This window comes from Pseudomonas oryzae, assembly GCF_900104805.1.
In the GTDB taxonomy this organism is placed as follows: Bacteria; Pseudomonadota; Gammaproteobacteria; order Pseudomonadales; family Pseudomonadaceae; genus Geopseudomonas; species Geopseudomonas oryzae.
The window spans coordinates 3,543,723-3,567,925 of the sequence record NZ_LT629751.1 but is presented as its reverse complement, the minus strand read 5'-3'; the positions used below and the strand labels follow the sequence as shown (position 1 = coordinate 3,567,925).

Annotated in this window: 20 protein-coding genes and 1 pseudogene; 13 read left to right on the top strand and 8 right to left on the bottom strand. The window is 69.3% G+C overall.

All coding sequences use genetic code 11. From position 1 onward, the window contains the following. Positions 1-33: 33 nt before the first annotated feature. From BLT78_RS16140 to BLT78_RS16105, 8 genes are all read right to left on the bottom strand, one after another. Positions 34-1,956 carry a PrkA family serine protein kinase gene (locus BLT78_RS16140; RefSeq protein WP_090350353.1) on the bottom strand — a complete coding sequence of 641 codons (1,923 nt, stop codon included), beginning with the start codon at positions 1,954-1,956 and terminating at the stop codon, positions 34-36. Between the two features lie 234 nt (positions 1,957-2,190). Next, positions 2,191-2,520 carry a thiosulfate sulfurtransferase GlpE gene (gene glpE, locus BLT78_RS16135; RefSeq protein WP_090350350.1) on the bottom strand — a complete coding sequence of 110 codons (330 nt, stop codon included), beginning with the start codon at positions 2,518-2,520 and terminating at the stop codon, positions 2,191-2,193. Continuing rightward, the gene (locus tag BLT78_RS16130) at positions 2,517-3,341 is read right to left on the bottom strand and encodes a symmetrical bis(5'-nucleosyl)-tetraphosphatase (RefSeq protein WP_090350347.1); all 825 of its coding nucleotides are present in this window, start codon (positions 3,339-3,341) and stop codon (positions 2,517-2,519) included. Before BLT78_RS16130 ends, glpE begins: the two co-directional genes overlap by 4 nt. After that, positions 3,341-3,727: a Co2+/Mg2+ efflux protein ApaG gene (apaG, locus tag BLT78_RS16125; RefSeq protein WP_090350344.1), complete on the bottom strand. Its 387-nt coding sequence runs from the start codon at positions 3,725-3,727 to the stop codon at positions 3,341-3,343. The genes BLT78_RS16130 and apaG overlap by 1 nt, the downstream gene beginning before the upstream one ends. 40 nt (positions 3,728-3,767) lie before the next feature. Then, positions 3,768-4,574 (bottom strand): 16S rRNA (adenine(1518)-N(6)/adenine(1519)-N(6))-dimethyltransferase RsmA, encoded by an 807-nt coding sequence (rsmA, locus tag BLT78_RS16120; protein ID WP_090350342.1) that lies wholly within the window; start codon positions 4,572-4,574, stop codon positions 3,768-3,770. 105 nt (positions 4,575-4,679) lie between these two features. Continuing rightward, entirely contained in the window at positions 4,680-5,672 is a 993-nt protein-coding gene (gene pdxA, locus BLT78_RS16115) for a 4-hydroxythreonine-4-phosphate dehydrogenase PdxA (RefSeq protein WP_090350339.1), read from the bottom strand. Continuing rightward, the gene (locus BLT78_RS16110; protein ID WP_090352359.1) at positions 5,669-6,964 is read right to left on the bottom strand and encodes a peptidylprolyl isomerase; all 1,296 of its coding nucleotides are present in this window, start codon (positions 6,962-6,964) and stop codon (positions 5,669-5,671) included. Before BLT78_RS16110 ends, pdxA begins: the two co-directional genes overlap by 4 nt. Further along, positions 6,942-9,692 (bottom strand): LPS-assembly protein LptD, encoded by a 2,751-nt coding sequence (locus tag BLT78_RS16105; protein WP_090350336.1) that lies wholly within the window; start codon positions 9,690-9,692, stop codon positions 6,942-6,944. The genes BLT78_RS16110 and BLT78_RS16105 overlap by 23 nt, the downstream gene beginning before the upstream one ends. 128 nt (positions 9,693-9,820) lie before the next feature. Between BLT78_RS16105 and BLT78_RS16100 the strand changes: the two genes are divergently transcribed. From BLT78_RS16100 to trpE, 13 genes and pseudogenes are all read left to right on the top strand, one after another. Further along, positions 9,821-10,837, top strand: a complete 1,017-nt coding sequence (locus BLT78_RS16100; RefSeq protein WP_090350333.1) for an aminoglycoside phosphotransferase family protein — start codon at positions 9,821-9,823, stop codon at positions 10,835-10,837. After that, a complete protein-coding gene (gene murU, locus BLT78_RS16095) occupies positions 10,834-11,502 on the top strand; it encodes an N-acetylmuramate alpha-1-phosphate uridylyltransferase MurU (protein WP_090350330.1) in 669 nt (222 codons plus the stop codon). Before BLT78_RS16100 ends, murU begins: the two co-directional genes overlap by 4 nt. Beyond that, positions 11,502-12,254, top strand: coding sequence for a co-chaperone DjlA (locus tag BLT78_RS16090; RefSeq protein ID WP_090350327.1), 753 nt, complete (start codon positions 11,502-11,504; stop codon positions 12,252-12,254). Before murU ends, BLT78_RS16090 begins: the two co-directional genes overlap by 1 nt. 35 nt (positions 12,255-12,289) lie before the next feature. Further along, the gene (locus BLT78_RS16085; protein ID WP_090350325.1) at positions 12,290-14,707 is read left to right on the top strand and encodes a PAS domain-containing sensor histidine kinase; all 2,418 of its coding nucleotides are present in this window, start codon (positions 12,290-12,292) and stop codon (positions 14,705-14,707) included. After that, positions 14,704-15,333, top strand: coding sequence for a response regulator (locus BLT78_RS16080; protein ID WP_090350322.1), 630 nt, complete (start codon positions 14,704-14,706; stop codon positions 15,331-15,333). Before BLT78_RS16085 ends, BLT78_RS16080 begins: the two co-directional genes overlap by 4 nt. Positions 15,334-15,503: 170 nt before the next feature. Further along, the gene (locus BLT78_RS16075) at positions 15,504-16,613 is read left to right on the top strand and encodes an ABC transporter ATP-binding protein (RefSeq protein WP_090350319.1); all 1,110 of its coding nucleotides are present in this window, start codon (positions 15,504-15,506) and stop codon (positions 16,611-16,613) included. A gap of 55 nt (positions 16,614-16,668) precedes the next feature. Beyond that, on the top strand, positions 16,669-17,700 hold the full coding sequence (locus BLT78_RS16070; RefSeq protein ID WP_090350316.1) for an ABC transporter substrate-binding protein: 1,032 nt from the start codon (positions 16,669-16,671) through the stop codon (positions 17,698-17,700). Between the two features lie 105 nt (positions 17,701-17,805). Beyond that, complete coding sequence (locus tag BLT78_RS16065) at positions 17,806-19,056, top strand: ABC transporter permease (protein ID WP_090350314.1); 1,251 nt, start codon at positions 17,806-17,808, stop codon at positions 19,054-19,056. Positions 19,057-19,070: 14 nt separating this feature from the next. Further along, entirely contained in the window at positions 19,071-19,898 is an 828-nt protein-coding gene (locus BLT78_RS16060; RefSeq protein WP_090350311.1) for an ABC transporter permease, read from the top strand. A 29-nt stretch (positions 19,899-19,927) separates the two neighbouring features. Next, the gene (locus BLT78_RS16055; protein ID WP_090350309.1) at positions 19,928-20,965 is read left to right on the top strand and encodes an ABC transporter substrate-binding protein; all 1,038 of its coding nucleotides are present in this window, start codon (positions 19,928-19,930) and stop codon (positions 20,963-20,965) included. A gap of 97 nt (positions 20,966-21,062) precedes the next feature. Then, entirely contained in the window at positions 21,063-21,737 is a 675-nt protein-coding gene (rpe, locus tag BLT78_RS16050; protein WP_090350306.1) for a ribulose-phosphate 3-epimerase, read from the top strand. Then, positions 21,734-22,652, top strand: a pseudogene (locus BLT78_RS16045) (phosphoglycolate phosphatase). The gene rpe and the pseudogene BLT78_RS16045 overlap by 4 nt, the downstream one beginning before the upstream one ends. Positions 22,653-22,719: 67 nt before the next feature. Then, a complete protein-coding gene (trpE, locus tag BLT78_RS16040; protein WP_090350301.1) occupies positions 22,720-24,198 on the top strand; it encodes an anthranilate synthase component I in 1,479 nt (492 codons plus the stop codon). Positions 24,199-24,203: the final 5 nt, after the last annotated feature.

Genomic DNA, 24,203 nt, shown 5'->3' with positions numbered 1-24,203 from the left:
TCGCCGCTCCGGACCGGGGCTTGCTCTAGCTTACTACTGCGACTTGCGAACGCGCAGATACCACTCGGCGAGCAGGCGTACCTGTTTCTCGGTATAGCCGCGCTCGACCATGCGCCGCACGAAGTCGTTGTGCTTCTGCTGTTCGTCCTTGGAGCCCTTGGCATTGAAGCTGATGACCGGCAGCAGGTCCTCGGTGTTGGAGAACATCTTCTTCTCGATCACCGCCCGCAGTTTCTCGTAGGACAGCCACGACGGGTTCTTGCCGTTGTTGTTGGCCCGGGCGCGCAGCACGAAGTTGACGATCTCGTTGCGGAAGTCCTTCGGGTTGCTGATGCCGGCCGGCTTCTCGATCTTCTCCAGTTCCTCGTTGAGGGCGACGCGGTTGAGGATCTCGCCGGTTTCCGGGTCGCGGTATTCCTGGTCCTGGATCCAGAAGTCGGCGTACAGCACGTAGCGGTCGAAGATGTTCTGCCCGTATTCGCTGTAGGACTCCAGGTAGGCGGTCTGGATCTCCTTGCCGATGAACTCGACGTAGCGCGGTGCCAGGTATTCCTTGAGGAAGCGCAGGTAGCGCTCGCGGGTTTCCGCCGGGAACTGTTCCTGCTCGATCTGCTGTTCCAGCACGTAGAGCAGGTGCACCGGGTTGGCCGCCACCTCGTGCGGATCGAAGTTGAAGACCTTGGACAGGATCTTGAAGGCGAAGCGGGTCGACAGCCCGGTCATGCCCTCGTCGACGCCGGCGGTGTCGCGGTATTCCTGGATCGACTTGGCCTTGGGATCGGTGTCCTTGAGGTTTTCACCGTCGTAGACGCGCATCTTGGAGTAGATGTTGGAGTTCTCCGGCTCCTTCAGGCGGCTCAGCACGGAGAACTGGGCGAGCATCTTCAGGGTGTCCGGCGCGCAGTGGGCCTGGGCCAGGGAGCTGTTGACCAGCAGCTTGTCGTAGATGCGGATCTCGTCGCTGACGCGCAGGCAGTAGGGCACCTTGACGATGTAGATGCGGTCGATGAATGCCTCGTTGTTCTTGTTGTTGCGGAAGCTGTGCCATTCGGCCTCGTTGGAGTGGGCCAGCAGGATGCCGCTGTAGGGGATCGCGCCGAGACCCTCGGTGCTGTTGTAGTTGCCTTCCTGGGTGGCGGTCAGCAGCGGGTGCAGCACCTTGATCGGCGCCTTGAACATCTCGACGAATTCCATGATGCCCTGGTTGGCGCGGCACAGGGCGCCGGAGTAGCTGTAGGCGTCCGGGTCGTTCTGCGGGAATTCCTCGAGCTTGCGGATATCCACCTTGCCGACCAGCGCGGAGATGTCCTGGTTGTTCTCGTCGCCCGGCTCGGTCTTGGCGATGGCGATCTGGTTGAGGATCGACGGGTACAGCTTGACCACACGGAACTTGCTGATGTCGCCGCCGAACTCGTTGAGACGCTTGGTCGCCCAGGGCGACATGATCGAGCTGAGGTAGCGGCGCGGGATGCCGTACTCCTCCTCGAGGATGGCGCCGTCCTCGTCCGGGTTGAACAGGCCGAGCGGCGACTCGAACACCGGCGAGCCCTTGATGGCGTAGAAGGGGATGTGCTCCATCAGGTGCTTGAGCTTCTCCGCCAGCGACGACTTGCCGCCGCCGACCGGGCCGAGCAGGTAGAGGATCTGCTTCTTCTCTTCCAGGCCCTGGGCGGCGTGGCGGAAGTAGGAAACGATCTGGTCGATGCAGTCTTCCATGCCGTGGAAGTCGGCGAACGCCGGATAGCGGCGGATCACCTTGTTGGAGAAGATCCGCGACAGTCGGGGGTCGGTGGAGGTGTCGATCAGCTGCGGCTCACCGATGGCCTTGAGCATGCGCTCGGCCGCGGTGGCGTAGGTCATGGGGTCCTGCTTGCACAGGTCGAGGTACTCCTGCAGGGAGTATTCTTCCTGGCGCGTGGTTTCGTAGCGTTGCTGGAAATGGCTGAAAATGCTCATCACGTCACCTCGCTCGATGCCTGAAGCGGAAGCGGGCCTCGGCGGGCTGCCCGGTCTTCGTGTGACGACGACCGGTTGTCCCCACTGCCGCCCCTAATGGTCGTACTGCCTGTCCGGGAGCCGGTGGACCGGCTCTCCATTTTGGAAGCCCTCGGACCTAGCATAGACCTGCTTGATGGCGAACGCAGCAGGAAAAATCGACTGACGGTGAGCCTTGTCGCGGGTGCGCGGTGATCAGCCTTCGTCGCCGCAGGCGACCTCTTCGGGATAGCGGGAGTGCCACAGTTCGAAGCCGCCGTCGAGGCTGTAGACCTCCTCGAAGCCCTGATGGGCCAGGTAGGCGGCGGCGCTCTGGCTGGAGTTGCCGTGGTAGCAGACCACCAGCAGCGGCGCGGCGAAGTCGGCGCCGGCGATGAAGTCGGCCAGCGAGTGGTTGTCCAGGTGGCGGGCGCCACGGATGTGCCCGTTGGCGAAGCTGTGCGGGTCGCGGATGTCCACCACCACCGCGCCATTCAGGCGCAGCTGGTGGGCGGTGACGGGATCGATACGCTTGAATTCGCTCATGGTTGTTCCTTTTGGCAACTGCAGGTGTGGCGTTCGCCGCTGTCGACGTTGAGCAGGGTCAGCTCGCTGCCCCATACGCAGCCGGAGTCCAGCGCCTCGACGCCGGGCTCGCTGCAGCGCCCCTGCAGGGCGGCCCAGTGACCGAAGATGATCTTCTGTCCGCGGGTCTTGCGGTTGGGGTGGCTGAACCAGGGCGCATAGCCGCTCGGCGCGCTGCCCAGGCCTTCCTTGCTCTTCAGGTCGAGGCGGCCCTCGGCGGTGCAGAAGCGCATGCGGGTGAAGTAGTTGGTGATGGTGCGCAGGCGGGCGATGCCGTGCAGCTTGCCGCTCCACTTGTCCGGCTCGTTGCCGTACATGCCGTCGAGGAACAGCGGCAGGCGGGCGTCGTCGCGCAGCGCCTCCTCGACCTCGGCGGCGCGCTTGCGCGCCTTCTTCAGCGACCACTGCGGCGGGATGCCGGCGTGCACAAGGGTGATCTGCCGTTCCTCGTCGTAGTGCAGCAGCGGCTGGCGGCGCAGCCATTCGAGCAGGTCGTCGCGGTCGGGGGCGTCGAGGATCTCGCGCAGGGTGTCGCCCTTCTTCAGGCGCTCGACGTTGTGCGCCACGGCCAGCAGGTGCAGGTCGTGGTTGCCGAGCACGGTGGTCACCGCATCGCGCATGGCGAACAGGAAGCGCAGGGTCTCCAGCGACTGCGGGCCGCGGTTGACCAGGTCGCCGACCAGCCACAGATGGTCGCGGGCGGGATCGAAGTCGACCTGCTCGAGCAGGCACTGCAGGGGGCGCAGGCAGCCCTGCAGGTCGCCGACCGCGTACAGCGCCATCAGTGCAGCACCCCCGGGACGGCCAGGCTGAACGGGCGGATCGGCGCGGTGAAATCATGGCCGTCGCCGGCCTGCATGCCGAAGCTGCCGTACATGCTGCCCACCGGGGTGGCCAGCACGCAGCCGCTGGTATAGGTGTGGCTCTGCCCGGGGGCGAGCAGCGGCTGTTCGCCGACCACGCCGGCGCCGCGCACTTCCTGCACCTTGGCGTTGCCGTCGGTGATGATCCAGTGGCGGGTGAGCAGCTTGGCCGGCAGCAGGCCGCTGTTGCGGATGGTCACCGTATAGGCGAAGGCGTAGCGCTCCTGCTCGGGGACCGACTGCTCGGGCAGGTGGCGAGTGACGACGCTGACGTCGATCTGGTAACGCGGGTCCGGGGTGCTCATTGCAAGGGATTCGGCTGGCCTGACATAAAAGCTTAGCGATTCACTCGGATCTTGTCTGCAGCGCCAGCTGGTCGGCCAGGCGCACGAAGGCGGCGAGGTCGAGCTGCTCCGGGCGCAGGCTGCCGTCGACGTCGGCGGCCTCGATGGCGGCTGCCGGCAGCAGCTGCTTGAGGGTGTTGCGCAGGGTCTTGCGGCGCTGATTGAAGGCCTCGCGCACCACCCGCTCGAGCAGCCGGACATCCTGTGCCGGATGCGGCAGCACCGCGTGCGGCACCAGGCGGACGATCGCCGAGTCGACCTTGGGCGGCGGATTGAAGGCGCCCGGGCCGACGTTGAACAGGTGCTCGACGCGGCAGTGGTACTGGACCATGATCGACAGCCGCCCCCAGTCGCCACCGCCCGGTTCGGCGGCGAGGCGCTCGACCACTTCCTTCTGCAGCATGAAGTGCATGTCGGCGATGACCCCGGCATGTGCGAGCAGGTGGAAGATCAGCGGCGTGGAGATGTTGTAGGGCAGGTTGCCGACCACCCGCAGCTTGTCGTCGCCGCTGACCAGGCTGGAGAAGTCGAACTTCATCGCATCGCCCTGATGCAGGGTGAAGTTGGGGTTCAGACCGAAGCGCAACCTGAGCAGCGGCACCAGGTCCTGGTCCAGTTCGATGACGTCGAGCTTGGCGCCGCTGCCGATCAGGCCCTCGGTGAGCGCGCCCTGACCGGGACCGATCTCCAGCAGGTGCTCGCCCGGACGGGCGTGGATGGCGCGCAGGATACGGTGGATGATGCCGGCGTCGTGCAGGAAGTTCTGGCCGAAGCGCTTGCGGGCGCGATGTTGGTACAGCTCGGACATGGGGCGGCTCCAGGCTTCGGACCCAGGGCCCGAGGCGAATGCAAAGGAGCGGCAGTTTACCAGCGAAAAGTCCGCCCGGCCTCCCGGGGCCGGGCGCGCCGCGATTCAGGCGTGGCTGGCGCTCATCTGGTAGGCGGTCTCCAGGGCCACCTGCAGGCTGCCGGTGTCGATCCGCCCGCTGCCGGCCAGGTCGAGGGCGGTGCCGTGGTCGACCGAGGTGCGCACGATCGGCAGGCCGAGGGTGACGTTGACCGCTGCGCCGAAGCCCTTGTACTTGAGTACCGGCAGGCCCTGGTCGTGGTACATGGCCAGCACCGCGTCGCAGTGCTCGAGGTGCTTGGGGGTGAACAGGGTGTCAGCCGGCAGCGGGCCGACCAGATCGAGACCCTCGGTGCGCAGTTGCGCCAGGGTCGGCTCGATCACCTCGATCTCCTCGCGGCCCAGGTGGCCGCCCTCGCCGGCGTGCGGGTTGAGGCCGCAGACCAGGATGCGCGGCCGGGCGATGCCGAACTTGTTGCGCAGGTCGGCGTCGAGGATGCGTGTCACCCGGGCCAGACGCTCGGGCGTGATGGCGTCGGCCACCGCGCGCAGCGGCAGGTGGGTGGTCACCAGGGCGACGCGCAGGCCATGGGTGGCCAGCATCATCACCACCTGGGCGGTGGCGGTCAGCTCGGCGAGGAACTCGGTGTGCCCGGAGAAGGGGATGCCGGCCTCGTTGATCACCCCCTTGTGCACCGGCGCGGTGATCATCCCGGCGAAGCTGCCGTCGAGGCAGCCGTTGCCGGCGCGCAGCAGGGTTTCCAGCACGTAGCCGGCGTTGCGCGGATCGAGTTGGCCGGCGACCGCCGGGGCGGCCAGCGGGGTGTCCCACACGTACAGGCTGCCGGCCGGTGCCGGCACCTGCGGCCAGTGGCCGGGGCCGACCTCGAGCAGCGTGATGTCCAGGCCCAGCTGCGCGGCGCGCGCGGCGAGCAGCGCGCGGCTGGCGACCGCCACCAGCGCGTGCGGCTGCGCTGCGCGGGCGAGCAGCAGGCACAGGTCGGGACCGATGCCGGCCGGCTCGCCGGGGGTCAGGGCGAAGCGCCGGACTGCGCTCACAGGCGGGTTTCCACGTAGGCTTCGCTGCGGATCTGGCGCAGCCAGTTCTGCAGTTCCTCGTCGTACTTGCGGTTGCGCAGCAGGGTCAGCGCCTGCTGTTCGCGGGCGGCGCCGCTGGCGTCGCTGACCCGGCGGTCGAGCACCTGCAGCACGTGCCAACCGAACGGGCTGCGGAACGGCTGCGACAGCTGGCCGCGCGGCGTCTCGCCCATCACCTCGCGGAACTCGGCGACCAGCGCGCCCGGCTCGACCCAGTTGAGGTCGCCGCCGTTGAGCGCCGAGCCCGGGTCTTCGGAGAAGCTCTTGGCCAGCGCGGCGAAGTCCTCGCCGGCCTGCAGGCGCTCGTACAGGCGCTCGGCCAGCTGGCGGGTCTGCTCGTCGCTGCGGATCTCGCTGGGCTTGAGCAGGATGTGGCGGACGTGGAACTCCTCGCGCAGCACGCCGCTGTCGCCGCCGCGCTTGTCGAGCAGCTTGACCAGGATGAAGCCGGCCGGGGTGCGTACCGGTTCGGTGACCTGGCCGACGTCGAGGGCGCCGACCATGGAGTCGAACGGCGGCGGTAGCTGGGCGGCCTTGCGCCAGCCGATCTCGCCGCCTTCCAGGGCGTTCTCGCCGGCCGAATGGGCCGCGGCCAGGCGCGCGAAGTCGGCACCGCGGCCCAGCTGGTTGTGCAGCTCCACGGCCTTGCGCCCGGCTTCCTGGATCTCCTGCGCCGAGGCTCCCTCGCTGAGCGGGATGAGGATGTTGGCCAGGCGGAACTCCTCGGACAGCTGCAGTTTGCCGAGGTCGGAGGCGAGGAAGTTTTCCACTTCCTGGTCGCTGACCTGGATGCGCTCGGCGACCCGGCGCTGGCGCACGCGGCTGATGATCATCTCGCGGCGCACCTGCTCGCGCGCCTCGTCGTAGGACAGGCCGTCGCGGGCCAGCGCGGCGCGGAACTGCTCGAGGGTCAGGTTGTTGCGCTGGGCGATGGTGGCCAGCGCCTGGTTGAGCTCCTCGTCGCCGATGCGGATGCCCGAGCGCTCGCCGATCTGCAGCTGCAGGTTCTCGACGATCAGACGCTCCAGCACCTGCGGCGCCAGCGCAGCGCGCGGCGGCTGCTCGCCACCGCGCTTGGCCAGGTTCTGCTGCACCTCTGCCAGGCGGCGATCGAGCTGGCTCTGCATGATCACGTCGTTGTCGACGATGGCCACCACGCGGTCGAGCGGCTGCACCTCGGCGTGGGCCGCGGTGCAGAGCAGCAGGGCGCCGACGGCGAGCGGGCGCAGACTATTGATAAGCTTGGTCTTCACGTTCACGGTAACCTTGAATGCCTTGGTCGAGGAAGGACTCCACGCGGTTGCCAACCACCCCGCCGAGACCCTTGAGGACGATCTGCAGGAAGATGCCGCGGTCGCCCTCGTCGTTGGCGTCCGGGTTGAGGTCGGTCTCGTTGTAGTCGACCCAGTAGCGGTTGATCAGGCGCAGCTTCCAGCAGCAGCTGTCGTACTCGAAGCCGCCGAACGCCTCGAGGGTACGGTTGCGGCTGTAGTCGTGCTGCCAGCGAGCGATCACGCTCCACTGCTGGGCGATCGGCCAGATGGTCGAGAAGTCGTGCTGCTGGATCTTGTAGTAGTCCTTGATGTAGTTGGGACTACCCGGGGTGCCGAAGTCGCTGTTGTAGCTCCAGGTGCCGCTGGACTGGTCGTAGCGCACCACGTCGTTGCGGTAGCGGTAACCGAGGTTGACCACCTTGTTCGGGCTGGCTTCTGGCTGGTAGTGGAACATCGCGCTGCCCGAGCGGGTGCGGTTGCTGTCCGGATCCCAGTTGAAGTCCGAGGTCAGGTGCCAGTCGCGGTTGAAGCGATACAGGTAGTCCAGCGCGTAGGGCGATACCGAGGCCTGCGCGTCGGCGCGGTCGCGGTAGTCGATGCCCGGCATCTGCACCTTGCGATCGGCGAAGTACAGCGCCTGGCCGAGGCTGAGGCGCTGGCGCTCGAGGCCGTCGGCCTGGATCCAGCGGCTGGTCACGCCCAGCGACAGCTTGTTCTCGTCGCCGATGCGATCCTTGCCGGAGAAGCGGTTGTCGCGCCACAGCGCGGCGTAGCTGAAGCTGCTCTCGCCGGTGTCGAACACCGGAATGTCGGTCTGGTCCTCTTCCGGCACGTACAGGTAGAAGGCGCGCGGCTCCAGGGTCTGGCGACCGCCCTGGCCGAACAGCGCGGAGTTGCGATCGAAGTACAGGCCGGAGTCGATGCTGTAGATCGGCACCTGACGGTCCTGGCTGCTATCGAACTGCTGCTCGGCGAGCAGGGTGTCCTTGCCCTGCTGGTCGAGGTCGAGATCGTACTGGGTGTAGGCATACTTCACCGCCGGCTTGAGGAAGCCCCAGCTGGCGCTGAGCGGCAGACTGATGCCCGGCTCCAGATGCAGGCGCTCGCCTTCGCTGCGCGCCAAGCCACGCAGGCGGGTGTCGTACCAGGGTTCGGTCACGCCGTCCTCGTTGGTGAACAGGCCGCTGCGCAGACTGCGCTGGAAGCTGACGAACTCGGTGCCGTAGGTGATGTCCAGGCCGCCGGGCTGGAACGGCAGGCGGCCATCGAGGCTGAGCTGCGGCAGGCGGTCGTAGGGGGTCACGTCGACCACGCTGGTCGGCTCGTAGGCGTGGGCCACCAGCTTCGCGGTGTAGCTGTCGCCGCGCCAGCTCAGGCTGCCGCGCTGATTGAGGAAGTCCGGCTGCTCGATGTCGAGGTCGGTGTCCAGGTCCTGGAAGTAGTAGGGGTCGCTGATATCGGTGTAGTCGATCTCGGCGAGCAGGCGCCGGTCGAGGCCGCCCTTGTGCTGCCAGCTGTACATCCAGCGCTGGTCTTCGTACTCCGACTGCAGCTTGCGGTCATCGTTCTGGTCGTTGATCCACGCGGCGCCGGCCTGGCCTTCGCTGCCCGGGGTCAGGTAGCGGAACTCGCCTTCCATCAGCAGGCCGCGGTCGACCATCCAGGTCGGGTAGAGGGTCGCGTCGTAGTTGGGCGCCAGGTTGAAGTAGTAGGGCGTCTGCAGGGTGAAGCCGTTGTCGCTCGAGGAGCTGAAGCTCGGCGCGAGGAAGCCGGACTGGCGCCGGTCGTCGATCGGGAAATAGATGTACGGGGTGTAGAACACCGGGACATCCTTGACCCGCAGGGTGACGTTGGTCGCGCTGCCGAAGCCGGTGGCCGGATTGAGGGTGACGTTGTTGCCCTTCAGGTGCCAGGTGTTCTCGCCCGGCTCGCAGCGGGTGTAGGTGCCATCCTTCAGACGCACCACGGCGTCTTCCTGGCGCTTGGCGTACTGCGCGCTGCCGCGCGCCTTGGCGGCATGCAGCACGTACTCGGCGTTGTCGACCTGCGCCTCGCCGTTGTCCAGCTGCAGCTCGGCGCGATCGCCGACCACCAGGAAGCCCTCGTCGCGCAGGCGCACGTTGCCCTTCAGTTCGCCGCGATTCTCCAGCTGGTGCAGGCTGGCCTCGTCGGCTTCGGCCTGGATGCTGCCCTGGCGCAGTACCACGTTGCCGGCCAGGGTGGTGGTCTCGGTGGCCTGCTCGTAGCGGGTGGCGCGCGCGGAGACGTAGGTCGGCGCCTCGCTCAGCGGGGTCTTGTCGGCCATGCCGGGGCGCGGCGGCTCGACGTAGGTGCCGGCGCAGTAGGGGGCGATCTCGGCCTTCTGCTCGGCATTCAGACGCTCGCGCGGCACCCAGTCGAGGTGACTGTAGTCGGCGCTGCGTGCCGCCAGCGCCCGACCGCCGTTGTCGCTGGCCAGTGCCGGTGCTGCGCCCTGCGGTGCGGCTGCGCCCGGCTGGGCAGCGCCGGCGACCGGGGCAACCGGCTGCGGGCGTGGCGGCGTGGCGGCGCTGGGCGTCTTCGGGGTGCAAGCCCAGCCGCCGGTGGCGGTCGCCTGGCAGGCGAACTGCTCGGCGGCATGCAGGAGCGGTGCGGATCCAAAGGCCAGGAGGCCGCCGGTGACCAGAAGGGGAAACTTTCTGCGGAACAGGGGGGGGGTTAGAGCCATCTGAGTTATGTCCGGGCTTCCTGCGCGCCAACAGCCGGTGCGGCCGCACGCCTTTCGATGGGCTGGAGTAAGATGCCGGATGATAAATCAATGCATCACGCAACGGCTAGCTGAAGGGGAGCCCGCGAATGTCTGTGGATGGTCGATACGAAAACCTGCAGGGCTGGCTGGACGGCTGCCTGGCGGAACTGTTCGCCGCGCGCGGCTGGGGCGTGCCGCACGCCGCCCGGCTGACCCCGGCGAGCAGCGACGCCAGCTTCCGTCGCTATTTCCGCTGGGAAGACGGCGAGCGCAGCCTGATCGTCATGGACGCCCCGCCGCTGCAGGAGGATTGCCGGCCCTTCGTCAAGGTCGCCGGTCTGCTGGCGCGCGCCGGCGTGCATGTACCGGAGATCCTCGCCGCCGACCTCGAACAGGGCTTCCTGCTGCTGCCCGACCTCGGTCGGCAGACCTACCTGGAAGTCATCGACGCGGACAACGCCGACGCCCTGTTCGAGGACGCCCTGCAGGCGCTGGTGGCCTTCCAGCGCCTGCCGGTGGCGGATCAGCTGCCGGCCTACGACGAGGCGCTGCTGCGCCGCGAACTGCAGCTGTTCCCCGACTGGTATCTGCAGCGCCATCTGGGCGTGACCCTCGCGGGCGAGGCGCTGGCGGCCTGGCAGGCGACCTGCGACCTGCTGGTCGAGAGCGCCCTGGCCCAGCCGCGGGTGCTGGTGCATCGCGACTACATGCCGCGCAATCTGATGCTCAGTACGCCCAATCCCGGCGTGCTGGACTTCCAGGACGCGGTGTTCGGCCCGGTGACCTACGACGTCACCTGCCTGTTCAAGGACGCCTTCGTGAGCTGGCCCGAGGCGCGCGTCGAGGGCTGGCTGCGCCGCTACTGGCAGCTCGCCGGCGCGGCCGGCATCCCGCTGCCGGAAAGCTTCGAGGCGTTCAGGCGCGCCAGCGACCTGATGGGCGCGCAGCGCCACCTCAAGGTGATCGGCATCTTCGCGCGCATCTGCCATCGCGACGGCAAGCCGAAATACCTTGGCGACGTGCCGCGCTTCTTCGCCTACCTGGACACGGTGATCGCCCGCCGCCCCGAGCTGGCGCCGCTCGGCGAGCTGCTCGCCGGCCTGCCCAAGGAGCCTGCCGCATGAAGGTGATGATCCTCGCCGCCGGCAAGGGCGAGCGCCTGCGCCCGCTGACCCTGCACACGCCCAAGCCGCTGGTGCCGGTCGGCGGCATGCCGTTGATCGAGCACCATGTGCGCGCCCTGGCGCGCGCCGGCTTCACCGAGCTGGTGATCAACCACGCCTGGCTCGGCCAGCAGATCGAGGACTACCTGGGCGACGGCGCGCGTTTCGGCGTGCGCATCGCCTACTCCGCCGAGGGCGAGCCGCTGGAGACCGGCGGCGGCATCCAGCGTGCCCTGCCGCTGCTCGGCGGCGCGCCCTTCCTGCTGGTCAACGGCGACATCTGGACCGACTACGCCTTCGCCGAGCTGCGCCGCCCGCTGGCGGGCCTCGCCCATCTGGTGCTGGTCGACAACCCGGCGCACCACCCCGACGGCGACTTCCGCCTGCAGGACGGCCGCGCCTGCGCCCGCGCTGCCGAGGCCGGGCTGACCTACAGCGGCATCGCCGTGCTCGACCCGGCGCTGTTCGCCGGCTGCCGGCCGGGCGCCTTCAAGCTGGCGCCGCTGCTGCTCGACGCCATTGCGCTCGGCCAGGTCAGCGGCGAGCACTTCCGCGGGCGCTGGGTCGACGTCGGCACCCACGAGCGCCTCGCCGAGGCCGAACGCCTGCTGGCGGAGCGCGCCTGATGCTGTGGCCGGCCAGCGTGCTCGGCGGGGTGGCCGGCTTCGTGCTGGCCAGCGTGCCCGGCGCCCTGCTCGGCGGCGCGCTCGGCCAGTGGCTGGATCGCCGCCTGGAGCTGGCCGACTGGGCCGACCTGCGCCAGCGCCTCGGCCGGCATGCCGCCGACCAGCTAGACGCCGTGCTGCTCATGCACCTGCTCGGCGCGCTGGCCGCCGCCGGTGCGGCGAGCCCCGCGGCGCAGCGCCGGGCCCTGCGCCGCGAGGCGCGGCGGGCCGGCCTCAACGAAACCCTGGCGCTGGCCGCCTTCGCCCGCGGCCAGCGCGGCGCCCGCATCGGCCAGGCGCTGGCCCGCCTCGCGGGGCGCCCGGCGCGCCGCGACACCGTGCTGCGCGCCACCTGGCGCATGGCCTGGGCCGGCGACTGTTGCGCGCCGGCGGCGCGCGAGCTGCTCGCCGGCTGGGCCGCGCAGCTCGGCTGCAGCGCCGCGCATCTCGCCGAGCTGGAGGCCGGCGCGCTGGGGCGCTGCCTGCCGCGCCTGGAGGATGATGCCGAGTACCGCGCCGCCCTTGCGCTACTCGGCGTCAGCGCCGACTGTGCGCCGGCGACGGTCAAGCGCGCCTATCGCCGCTTGCTCAGTCGCCATCATCCGGACAAGCTGGGGGGAGCCGACGCCGCCCGGCTGGCCGCCGCCACCGAGACCACCCGCCGGCTGCACGCCGCCTGGGCGCTGATCCGTCAGCGCCAGGACTGGCACTGACCCTTCGCCCCCTGTCCCGCCTCCGGGAGCCGTGCATGTCCGTTCGCCCGTCGCCGCTGCGTCACCTGATCGCGCTCATCCTGCTCGGCCTCGCGCTGCTGGCCGGCCGATCGGCCGCGGCCGAGGGCGTGGTGGCGGACGCCGGCCAATGGCAGACCGGACCTGCGCCGCTGCAGGTCGGCGTGGTGCTGCAGGCGCCCTACGCCGAACTCGATCGGCGTCAGCGCCAGGACCTGCTGGTCGGCGCCCATGTCGAGCTGATGGAGGCCCTGGCCGAGCAGCTCGGCGTCGGCCTGCGCTGGCACACCTTCGCCGACCAGGACGCCCTGGAGACGGCCGTGCGGCATGGCGAGATCGAACTGGCGCCCGGCCTGCAGCAGACCCCGAGCGGCCTGCGCCTGTGGCGCTACTCCGATCCCTACCTGCGCATCCCCCACCTGATCGTCGGCGAGCGCAGCAGCGCCGCCGCCGTGCGCCTCGATCGCCTGAGCCGCCAGCAGCCGGTGGCGGTGCGCGACGACAGTCCGGTACAGCGCTTCCTGCGCAGCAGCCACAGCGGCCTGGAAGTGCTGTCGGCCAGCTCGGAGCGGCAGGCGCTGCGCCTGGTGCTGGCCGGCGAGGCGAGCTACGCGGTGATCGACGAGGCGCAGTACGCCCGCCTGCTCGGCGAGGCGGAATTCGCCCCGCTGCAGGTGCTCGGCGACGTCGGCTATCCGCTGCTGCTGCGCGTGGCCGTGCGCCGCGACCTCGACGCGCTCGCCGCGCGGATCGACCAGGGCCTGCGCGCCCTGCCGGAGGAGCGCCTGGAGCAGCTGCAGCGGCGCTGGCTGCAGCCGCCGGTGGCGGGCCTCGGCGAGACCGCCGGCTTCTGGCGCAGCCTGGCGCTGCTGCTCGGCCTGCTGCTGGCCGCGCTGCTGGTCGCCACCTGGTGGCTGCGCCGCGAGAGCAGCGAGCTGGAACAGCGCCTGGCCGCGGCCCGCCACGACCTGTGGCTGCGCGAGTCGGCCGAGCAGGCCCTGCGCCTGACCCAGTTCTCCATCGACCACAGCACCGTCGGCATCCTCTGGGTCAACTGGGACAGCCACGTGCGCTACGCCAACCACGCCGCCGAGCAGCTGCTCGGCTACCGCCCCGGCGAGCTGGTCGAGCGGCCGCTGCGCGAGCTGGAACCGCAGCTGGACATGGACCGCTGGCTGGCGCTGTGGAAGAACGCACGCGCCGCCGACGAGGTGGCGCTGGGCTTCGAGACCCGTTGCCGGCGCGCCGACGGCAGCTGGCTGCCGACCGACGTGTCGATCAGCTTCCTGCGCTTTCGCGACACCGAGTACCTGCTGGTCTACCTCACCGACGTCACCGAGCGGCGCCGCGCGCGCGCCGCGCTGGAGGAGAGCGAGGCCCGTCTGAAGGGCATCGCCGGCAACGTGCCCGGCCTGCTGTTCCGCCTCGAGCGCGCCGCGCCGGGCGCCGAGGTGCACATCTCGTTCATCGGCGAGGGCAGCGCCGGGCTGGTCGGCTACCCGGCGGCGACCCTGCTCGAGCCGGAGCGTGGCATCCGCAGCCTGGTGCATCCCGACGACCGCGACGGCTACTGGAGCAGCCAGCAGGCGGCGCTGGCTGCCGACGACGACTGGCACTGGCAGGGCCGCCTGCTGACCCGCGACGGCACGCCGATCTGGGTCGACATCAAGGCCACCGCGCGGCGCCTGGAGGCCGGCCGGGTGGTGTGGGACGGCATGGTCTGGGACATCAGCGAGATCAAGCACACCGAGCTGGCGCTGGCCGAGTCGCGCGCCCAGCTGCGTGAGCTGGCCGCGCACATGGAGAGCGTGCGCGAGGAGGAGAAGGCGCGCATCGCCCGCGAGGTGCACGACGAGCTGGGGCAGATGCTCACCGTGCTCAAGCTGGAGATCTCCATGTGCCAGCTGGCCCACGGCGAGCAGGACGCCGAGCTGCGCGAGCGCCTGCAGAACATGAGCAAGCTGATCGCCCAGCTGTTCCAGCAGGTGCGCGACGTGGCCACCGCGCTGCGCCCGCCGATCCTCGACGCCGGCATCGCCTCGGCGATCGAGTGGCAGGCGCGGCGCTTCGAGGCGCGCACGCAGATCCCCTGCCTGGTCGAGGTGCCCGAGCAGCTGCCGCCGCTCGGCGAGGCCAAGGCCACCGGGCTGTTCCGCGTGCTGCAGGAAGCGCTGACCAACATCATGCGCCACGCCCGCGCGCACAGCGTCGAGGTGCGCCTGAGCCGCGAGGCGGACGAGCTGCAGCTCAGCATCAGCGACGATGGCGTGGGCTTCGATCCGGCGCACACCCGCAGCGGCTCGTTCGGCCTGGTCGGCATGCGCGAGCGGGTGGCCATGCTCGGCGGCCGCCTGCGTCTGGACAGCACCCCGGGGCAGGGCACTACCCTGTACGTGAGGATTCCCCTCGCCCAGGAGGAAAAGGAGACGGCATGATCCGGGTACTGGTGGCCGAAGACCACACCATCGTCCGCGAGGGCATCAAGCAGCTGATCGGCATGGCCAGAGACCTGTGCGTGGCCGGCGAGGCTGGCAACGGCCAGCAGCTGCTGGAGATCCTCCGCCACACCCCCTGCGAGGTGGTCCTGCTGGACATCTCCATGCCCGGGGTCAACGGCCTCGAGGCGATCCCGCGGATCCGCGCGCTGGCCAGCCCGCCGGCGGTCCTGGTGCTGTCCATGCACGACGAGGTGCAGATGGCCGCCCGCGCGCTGAAGATCGGCGCCGCCGGCTACGCCACCAAGGACAGCGACCCGGCGCTGCTGCTCACCGCGATCCGCAAGGTCGCCGGCGGCGGCCGCTACATCGACCCGGCGCTGGCCGACCGCATGGTCTTCGAGGTCGGTCTGACCGACTCACGGCCGCCCCATGCGCTGCTTTCCGAGCGCGAGTTCTCGGTGTTCGAGCGCCTGGTGCGCGGCGAGGGCGTCAACGAGATCGCCCAGCAGCTGTCGGTCAGCAGCAAGACCGTGAGCACTCACAAGGCGCGCCTGATGCAGAAGCTCGACGCCCACTCGGTGGCCGACCTGGTGCGCTACGCCATGGAGCACAAGCTGGTCTGACCCCCGCGTTCCGCGGCTCGCCGGTGCCGCCGACGCGCCTGCCTTGTAGGGCGATTCCTACAAGACATCTTCCGCTGCGCCTAGGTGATGTCGTCCTGCCCGCCGATTTGCCGGCGCGCGGTCGCTGCCTACTCTGTGGCCATAGTCCACCCAGTCCTACAGGTGCGGTCATGGCCGAGACACAAGGCAACGAGATTCTGGTCAGCTTCCGTGGCGTGCAGAAGAGCTACGACGGCGAGAACCTGATCGTCAAGGATCTCAATCTGGACATTCGCAAGGGCGAATTCCTCACCCTGCTCGGGCCGTCCGGCTCGGGCAAGACCACCAGCCTGATGATGCTGGCCGGCTTCGAAACCCCCACCGCCGGCGAGATCCTCCTCGGCGGCCGGGCGATCAACAAGCTGCCGCCGCACAAGCGCGACATCGGCATGGTGTTCCAGAACTACGCGCTGTTCCCGCACATGACCGTGGCCGAGAACCTCGCCTTCCCGCTGAGCGTGCGCGGCATGGGCAAGAGCGACATCGCCGAGCGGGTCAAGCGCGCGCTGAGCATGGTGCAGCTGGAGGCGCTGGCCGGCCGCTATCCGGCACAGATGTCCGGCGGCCAGCAGCAGCGCGTGGCGCTGGCGCGCGCGCTGGTGTTCGAGCCGCAGCTGGTGCTGATGGACGAGCCGCTCGGCGCGCTGGACAAGCAGCTGCGCGAGCACATGCAGATGGAGATCAAGCACCTGCACCAGCGTCTGGGCGTCACCGTGGTCTACGTTACCCACGACCAGGGCGAGGCGCTGACCATGTCCGACCGCGTGGCGGTGTTCCACCAGGGCGAGATCCAGCAGATCGCCGCGCCGCGCGAGCTGTACGAGGAGCCGTGCAACGCCTTCGTCGCCAACTTCATCGGCGAGAACAACCGCATCAACGGCCGCCTGGTGCGCCGCGACGGTGAGCGCTGCGTGGTCGAGCTGCCGCGCGGCGAGCAGGTCGAGGCGCTGGCGGTGCGCGTCGGCCAGCCGGGCGATCTGGTCAGCCTGTCGGTGCGGCCCGAGCGGGTCCGTCTCAACGGCCACAGCGGCACCTGCGACAACCGCTTCTCCGGCCGTGTCGCCGAGTTCATCTACCTGGGCGACCACGTGCGCGTGCGCCTGGAGGTGGCCGGACAGCACAACTTCTTCGTCAAGCAGCCGATCGCCGAACTCGACCCCGCGCTGGCGGTGGGCGACGTGGTGCCGCTCGGCTGGCAAGTGGAGCATGTCCGCGCCCTCGATCCGCTGACCGCGGAGTGAGGTTGCGGCCCGACAGCAGCAAGTCCCCCAACGCAGCATCCTGGAGAACAACACAATGTCGAAATCCCTGAGGTTCGCGGCCCTGACCCTGGGCCTGGGTTGCACCCTGTCGGCCGTTGCGGCCGATCTGACCACCATTTCCTTCGGTGGCGCCAACAAGCAGGCGCAGACCAAGGCGTTCTACGAGCCCTTCGAGAAGGCCACCGGGCACAAGATCATCGCCGGCGAGTACAACGGCGAGATGGCCAAGGTCAAGGCCATGGTCGACACCGGCAGCGTCTCCTGGAACCTGGTCGAGGTGGAGTCGCCGGAGCTGGCGCGCGGCTGCGACGAGGGGATGTTCGAGGAGCTCGATCCGGCACAGTTCGGCCCGGCCGCCGACTACATCGACGGCGCCATCCAGCCGTGCGGGGTCGGCTTCTTCGTCTGGTCCACCGTGCTCGCCTACAACGCCGACAAGCTGAAGACCGCGCCGACCAGCTGGGCCGACTTCTGGGACGTGCAGAAATTCCCCGGCAAGCGCGGCCTGCGCAAGGGCGCCAAGTACACCCTGGAGTTCGCCCTGATGGCCGACGGCGTGGCGCCGAAAGAGGTCTACAAGGTGCTGGCCACCGACGCGGGCGTCGACCGCGCGTTCAAGAAGCTCGACGAGCTGAAGCCGCACATCCAGTGGTGGGAAGCCGGCGCCCAGCCGCCGCAGTACCTCGCCTCCGGCGACGTGGTGATGAGCTCGGCGTACAACGGCCGCATCGCCGCGGTGCAGGGCGAGAGCAACCTCAAGGTGGTGTGGGACGGCGGCATCTACGACTTCGACGCCTGGGCCATCCCCAAGGGCGCCAAGAACCAGGAGGCGGCCCGCGAGTTCATCGCCTTCTCGGTCCAGCCCGAGCAGCAGAAGGTGTGGGCCGAGAACATCGCCTACGGTCCGGCCAACAAGAAGGCCATCGACCTGCTGCCCAAGGAGCGTCTCGAGCTGATGCCGACCACGCCGCAGAACATCGCCAACCAGGTGGCCATCGACGTGACCTTCTGGGCCGACTACGGCGAGCAGCTGGAACAGCGCTTCAACGCCTGGGCCGCCAAGTAACAGTCACGGCGGGCGGCGTACCCTCGGGGTGCGCTGCACCGTCCGCGGGGAACGCCCCGCAGTCCTGCCCGGCCGCCGGCGGCGGCCATCTGTCCGGAGTTGAACATGGCTAGCGCAGTGTCCGTCCCTTCCGAGGTCGCCGGCCTCTCCCTCAAGCAGCGTCTGGCGCGCGCCGAGCGGCTCAATCGCCTGAAGTCGCAGGCGCTGATCCTGCCGCTGTTCGCGTTTCTCCTGCTGACCTTCCTGGTGCCGATCGGCGCGCTGCTCTGGCGCAGCATCGACAACCCCGAGGTGGTCGGTGCCCTGCCGCGCACGGTGGCTGCCATCGAGGCCTGGGACGGGCGCGGCCTGCCGCCGGAGCCGGTCTACCAGGCACTGGCCGAGGAACTGCCGCAGGCGCGCAAGCAGCAGACCCTCGGCGACCTGTCCAAGCGTCTGAACATGGAGGTCTCGGGCTACCGCAGCCTGCTGTCGAAGACCGCGCGCCAGCTGCCGCTGGCCGAGCAGCCGGCCTCCTGGCGCGAGGCGCTGGAGCGCATCGACGAGCGCTGGGCCGACCCGGCCTACTGGCAGGCGATCAGCCGCAACGCCAGCGGCGTCACCCCCTACTACCTGCTGGCCGCCCTCGACCATCGCATCGACGAGCTGGGCGAGCTGGCGCCGGCCACCCCCGACCAGGCGATCTACCTGGAGATCTTCGCCCGTACCTTCTGGATGGGCCTGGTGATCACCGCCATCTGCCTGGTGCTGGCCTATCCGCTGGCCTACCTCCTGGCCAACCTGCCGGCGCGGCAGAGCAACCTGCTGATGATCCTGGTGCTGCTGCCGTTCTGGACCTCGATCCTGGTGCGCGTCGCCGCGTGGATCGTGCTGCTGCAGTCGGGCGGCCTGATCAACGGCACCCTGCAGGCGCTGGGCATCATCGACGAGCCGCTGCAGCTGGTGTTCAACCGCACCGGCGTGTACATCTCCATGGTGCACATCATGCTGCCGTTCATGATCCTGCCGATCTACAGCGTGATGAAGGGCATCTCGCCGACCTACATGCGTGCCGCGGTGTCGCTCGGCTGCCATCCGTTCGCCAGCTTCTGGCGCGTGTACTTCCCGCAGACCCTGGCCGGGGTCGGCGCCGGCGGCCTCTTGGTGTTCATCCTGTCGATCGGCTACTACATCACCCCGGCGCTGCTGGGCAGTCCGAACGACCAGATGATCAGCTACTTCGTCGCCTTCTACACCAACACCACCATCAACTGGGGCATGGCCACCGCCCTCGGCGGCCTGCTGCTGGCGGCCACCCTGCTGTTCTACGTGATCTACAGCTGGCTGGTCGGCGCCAGCCGCCTGCGCCTGGGCTGAGGAGGAGAATCGTCATGCTGAGTCCGTACATGTCGCCCATCGAGCGGGTCTGGTTCTGGTTCCACCGCAGCCTGTGCGGTCTGATCCTGCTGTTCCTGATCCTGCCGGTGCTGGTCATCGTGCCGCTGTCGTTCAACTCCGGCACCTTCCTGGTCTACCCGCTGCAGGGCTTCTCGCTGCGCTGGTACGAGGAGTTCTTCACCGCCGCCGAATGGCTGCGCGCGCTGAAGAACAGCCTGATCATCGCCCCGGCGGCCACCGTGCTGGCCATGGTGTTCGGCACCCTGGCGTCGATCGGTCTGACCCGCGGCGAGTTCCGCGGCAAGGCCCTGCTGATGAGCATCCTGATCTCGCCGATGGTGGTGCCGGTGGTGATCGTCGCGGTGGCCAGCTACCTGTTCTTCGCCCCGCTGGGCCTGGGCAACAGCTACATCTCGCTGATCCTGGTGCACGCGGTGCTCGGCGTGCCCTTCGTCATCATCACCGTCACCGCCACCCTGCAGGGCTTCAACCACAACCTGGTGCGCGCCGCCGCCAGCCTCGGCGCGCCGCCGCTGACCGCGTTCTTCCGCGTCACCCTGCCGCTGATCGCGCCGGGGGTGATCTCCGGGGCGCTGTTCGCCTTCGCCACCTCGTTCGACGAGGTGGTGGTGACCCTGTTCCTCGCCGGCCCCGAGCAGGCCACCCTGCCGCGGCAGATGTTCAGCGGCATCCGCGAGAACCTCAGCCCGACCATCGCCGCCGCGGCCACCCTGCTGATCGGCTTCTCGGTGGTGATGCTGCTGACCCTCGAATGGCTGCGCGGACGCAGCGAGAAGCTGCGCACCCAGCTGCCGGAGTGAGGCGCGGCATGTACATAAGGAGTGTGACGATGATGCAAGTGTGCCGGGGCGGCCTGCTGGCCGCCCTGCTCGGCGGCGCGGCGATGCCGGCGCTGGCCGACTACGTGACCGTGGTGTCGTTCGGCGGCGCGAGCCAGAAGGCGCAGCGCGAGGCTTTCTACGAGCCGTTCAAGCAGGCCACCGGCGATGCGGTGGTGTACCGCGCCTACAACGGCGACCTCGCCAAGCTCAAGCAGCAGCTGGAGCAGAGCCATGTGTCCTGGGATGTGATCGAGGTGGAGGCCCCGGAACTCATGCGTGGCTGCGCGGAGGGCCTGTTCGAGCGTCTCGAGCCCGGCCTGGCCGGCAATCCGGCGGATTTCGTGCCGGGTGCGCTGCAGCCCTGCGGGGTGGGCATCTTCGTCTGGTCGATGGCCCTGGCCTACGACCCGCAGCGCCTGCGCGAGGCGCCGCAGGGCTGGCGCGACTTCTGGGACGTCCGCCGCCTGCCCGGCAAGCGTGGCCTGCGCGAGGGCGCGCGCTACAACCTGGAATTCGCCCTGATGGCCGACGGCGTGGCGGCGAAGGACGTCTACCGGGTGCTGGGCAGCGCCGAGGGCGTCGAGCGCGCCTTCCGCAAGCTCGACGAGCTGAAGCCGCACATCCACTGGTGGAAGGCCGGCGAGGAGCCGATCCGCGCCCTGCGCGACGGCCGCGTGCTGATGAGCGCCGCCTACAACGGCCGGGTCAGCGCCGCCCGCACCGAGCAGCCGCTGGCGCTGGTGTGGAGCGGCAGCATCTACGACTTCGACTACTGGGCGTTGCCCAAGGGCGTGTGGAAGGGCGAGCTGGCGCGACGCTTCGTCGCCTTCGCCAGCCAGCCACAGCAGCAGAAGGCGCTGGCCGAGCGCATCGCCTACGGGCCGACCAACCGCCAGGCGCTGGCGCTGCTCGACGCGCCGGTGGCGGGCGAGCTGCCCACCGCCGAGCAGAACATCGCCGGCGCGGTGGGCATGGACGCCGAGTTCTGGAGCCAGCACGGCCCGGCCCTGGAGCGGCGCTTCGCCGCCTGGCGCAAGGGCTCCTGAGGTCTACGCCGGACGCCGTGGTCGTCCGTCGACCCTTGCCCGGGGCGGGATGAAGCGGGAAACTTCGCCTTTTCCGGCCCCCCGCCCCGAGGTATCCATGCAGCCCTTCGCCATCGCCCCGTCGATCCTCTCCGCCGACTTCGCCCGCCTGGGCGAGGAAGTCGACACTGTCCTCGCCGCCGGCGCCGACATCGTCCACTTCGACGTGATGGACAACCACTACGTGCCCAACCTGACCATCGGCCCGATGGTCTGCAGCGCGCTGCGCAAGTACGGCATCACGGCGCCGATCGACGTGCACCTGATGGTCAGGCCGGTCGACCGCATCATCGGCGACTTCCTCGAGGCCGGCGCCAGCTACATCACCTTCCATCCCGAGGCCAGCGAGCACATCGACCGCTCCTTGCAGCTGATCAAGGACGGCGGTGCCAAGGCCGGTCTGGTGTTCAACCCGGCCACCCCGCTGGACTGCCTGAAGTACGTGATGGACAAGGTCGACATGATCCTCTTGATGAGCGTCAACCCGGGCTTCGGCGGGCAGAAGTTCATCCCCGGCACCCTCGACAAGCTGCGCGAGGCGCGCGCGCTGATCGACGCCAGCGGCCGCGAGATCCGCCTGGAGATCGACGGCGGGGTCAACGTGAACAACATCGCCGAGATCGCCGCCGCCGGCGCCGACACCTTCGTCGCCGGCTCGGCGATCTTCAACCAGCCGGACTACCGCGCGGTGATCGACGCCATGCGCGGCGAGCTGGCCAAGGTCCGCGGATGACCCTGTTGCACGCACTGTTCGCCGGGCGCCTGCCGCGCCTGGCGATGTTCGATCTGGACGGCACCCTGGTCGACTCGGTGCCGGACCTGGCCGCGGCGGTCGACCGCACGCTGCTCGCCCTCGGCCGCGAACCGGCCGGCCGCGAGCGGGTGCGCCTGTGGGTCGGCAACGGCGCGCGGGTGCTGGTGCGCCGCGCGCTGGCCGGCGGCCTCGAGCATGCCGGCGTCGACGAGGCGCTGGCCGAGCAGGCGCTGGCGCTGTTCCTGGACGCCTACGCCGACAACCACGCACTGACCCGCGTCTACCCCGGGGTGGTCGAGACCCTCGACCGGCTGCGCGAGGAGGGCGTGGCGCTGGCGCTGATCACCAACAAGCCGGCGCGCTTCCTGCCCGAGCTGCTCGCCGACAAGGGCCTGGACGGCTACTTCCAGTGGCTGGTCGGCGGCGACAGCCTGCCGCAGCAGAAGCCCGATCCGGCCGCGCTGCACTGGGTGATGGAGAGGGCCGGGGTGGGCGCGGGCGAGGCGCTGTTCGTCGGCGACTCGCGCAACGACGTGCGCGCCGCGCGCGCCGCCGGGGTGGCCTGCGTGGCGCTGTCCTACGGCTACAACCACGGCGAGCCGATCGCCCGGGAGAACCCGGCGCGGGTGATCGACGACCTGCGCGAGCTGTTCGGCGCCGCGCCCTGCCCGTAGGGCGCGGCGCGCGCACCGGTTCTTCGGGGGCTTCCGGTGCGGCCGACGCGACAGAGCGCATGCTCCTCGCCGCTTGTTGCTTGCGTCACCGGGAGCGCTGCGCTAGTGTGCGGCACTACCCGTAGCAAACCCGCCGATAGAGATCAGATTCGTGGTGGTCACCTGCAAACTGTGGATGAAAGTCATCAAGGCTCTGGCCCGCTGGCGCTGGCGCGCCTGACATCGTCCCTGGCCGGCTTGCCGGCGCGCTTTGCATACCGACCGTTCAAAAGGCCCCGAGGCTGATCATGACCCGTGAAGAATTCCTGCGTTTGGCCGCTGCCGGCTACAACCGCATTCCGCTCGCCCGCGAAACCCTCGCCGATTTCGACACCCCGCTGTCCATCTACCTGAAGCTGGCCGACGCGCCCAACTCCTACCTGCTCGAGTCGGTGCAGGGCGGCGAGAAGTGGGGGCGCTACTCGATCATCGGCCTGCCCTGCCGCACCGTGCTGCGCGTTCACGGCCACCAGGCGCGGGTGACGGTGGACGGTGTGGAAACCGAGTGCCATGAATGCGCCGATCCGCTGGCCTTCGTCGAAGCGTTCAAGGCGCGCTACAACGTGCCGATCCTGGCCGGGCTGCCGCGCTTCAACGGCGGGCTGGTCGGCTACTTCGGCTACGACAGCGTGCGCTACGTCGAGCAGCGCCTGGCGCAGTGCCCGAATCCCGACCCCATCGGCACTCCGGACATCCTGCTGATGGTCTCCGATGCGGTGGTGGTGTTCGACAACCTGGCCGGCAAGCTGCACGCCATCGTCCTCGCCGATCCGAGCGAGGCCGGTGCCTACGAGGCCGGTCTGGCCCGCCTGGAGGCGCTGATGGCGCGTCTGCGCCAGCCGATCACCCCGCGCCTGGGGGTCGACCTGGCCGCGCCGCTCGGCCCGGAGCCGGCATTCCGTTCCAGCTTCAGCCGCGACGACTTCGAGAGCGCGGTGCGCAGCATCAAGGAGTACATCCTCGCCGGCGACTGCATGCAGGTGGTGATCTCCCAGCGCATGTCGATCCCGTTCCAGGCCGCGCCCATCGACCTGTACCGCGCGCTGCGCACCATCAACCCGACGCCGTACATGTACTTCTTCAACTTCGGCGACTTCCACGTGGTCGGCTCGTCTCCGGAGGTGCTGGTGCGCGTCGAGGACGGCGAGGTCACCGTGCGGCCCATCGCCGGCACCCGCCCGCGCGGTACGACCGAGGAGGCCGACCTGGCGCTGGAGCGCGATCTGCTGTCCGACACCAAGGAGCTGGCCGAGCACCTGATGCTGATCGACCTGGGCCGCAACGACGTCGGCCGCGTTTCGGCCACCGGCTCGGTGAAGGTCACCGAGCAGATGGTCATCGAGCGCTATTCCAACGTCATGCACATCGTCTCCAACGTCACCGGCCAGTTGAAGCCCGAGCTTTCCGCGATGGACGCGCTGCGCGCCATCCTGCCGGCCGGCACCCTGTCCGGCGCGCCGAAGATCCGCGCGATGGAGATCATCGACGAGCTGGAGCCGGTCAAGCGCGGCGTCTACGGCGGCGCGGTCGGCTACCTGGCGTGGAACGGCAACATGGATACCGCCATCGCCATCCGCACCGCGGTGATCAGGGACGGCGAGCTGCACGTGCAGGCCGGCGCCGGCATCGTCGCCGACTCGGTGCCCGCCCTGGAGTGGGAGGAAACCCTCAACAAGCGCCGCGCCATGTTCCGCGCGGTGGCCCTGGCCGAACAAAGTGCAGAGTGAAGGGG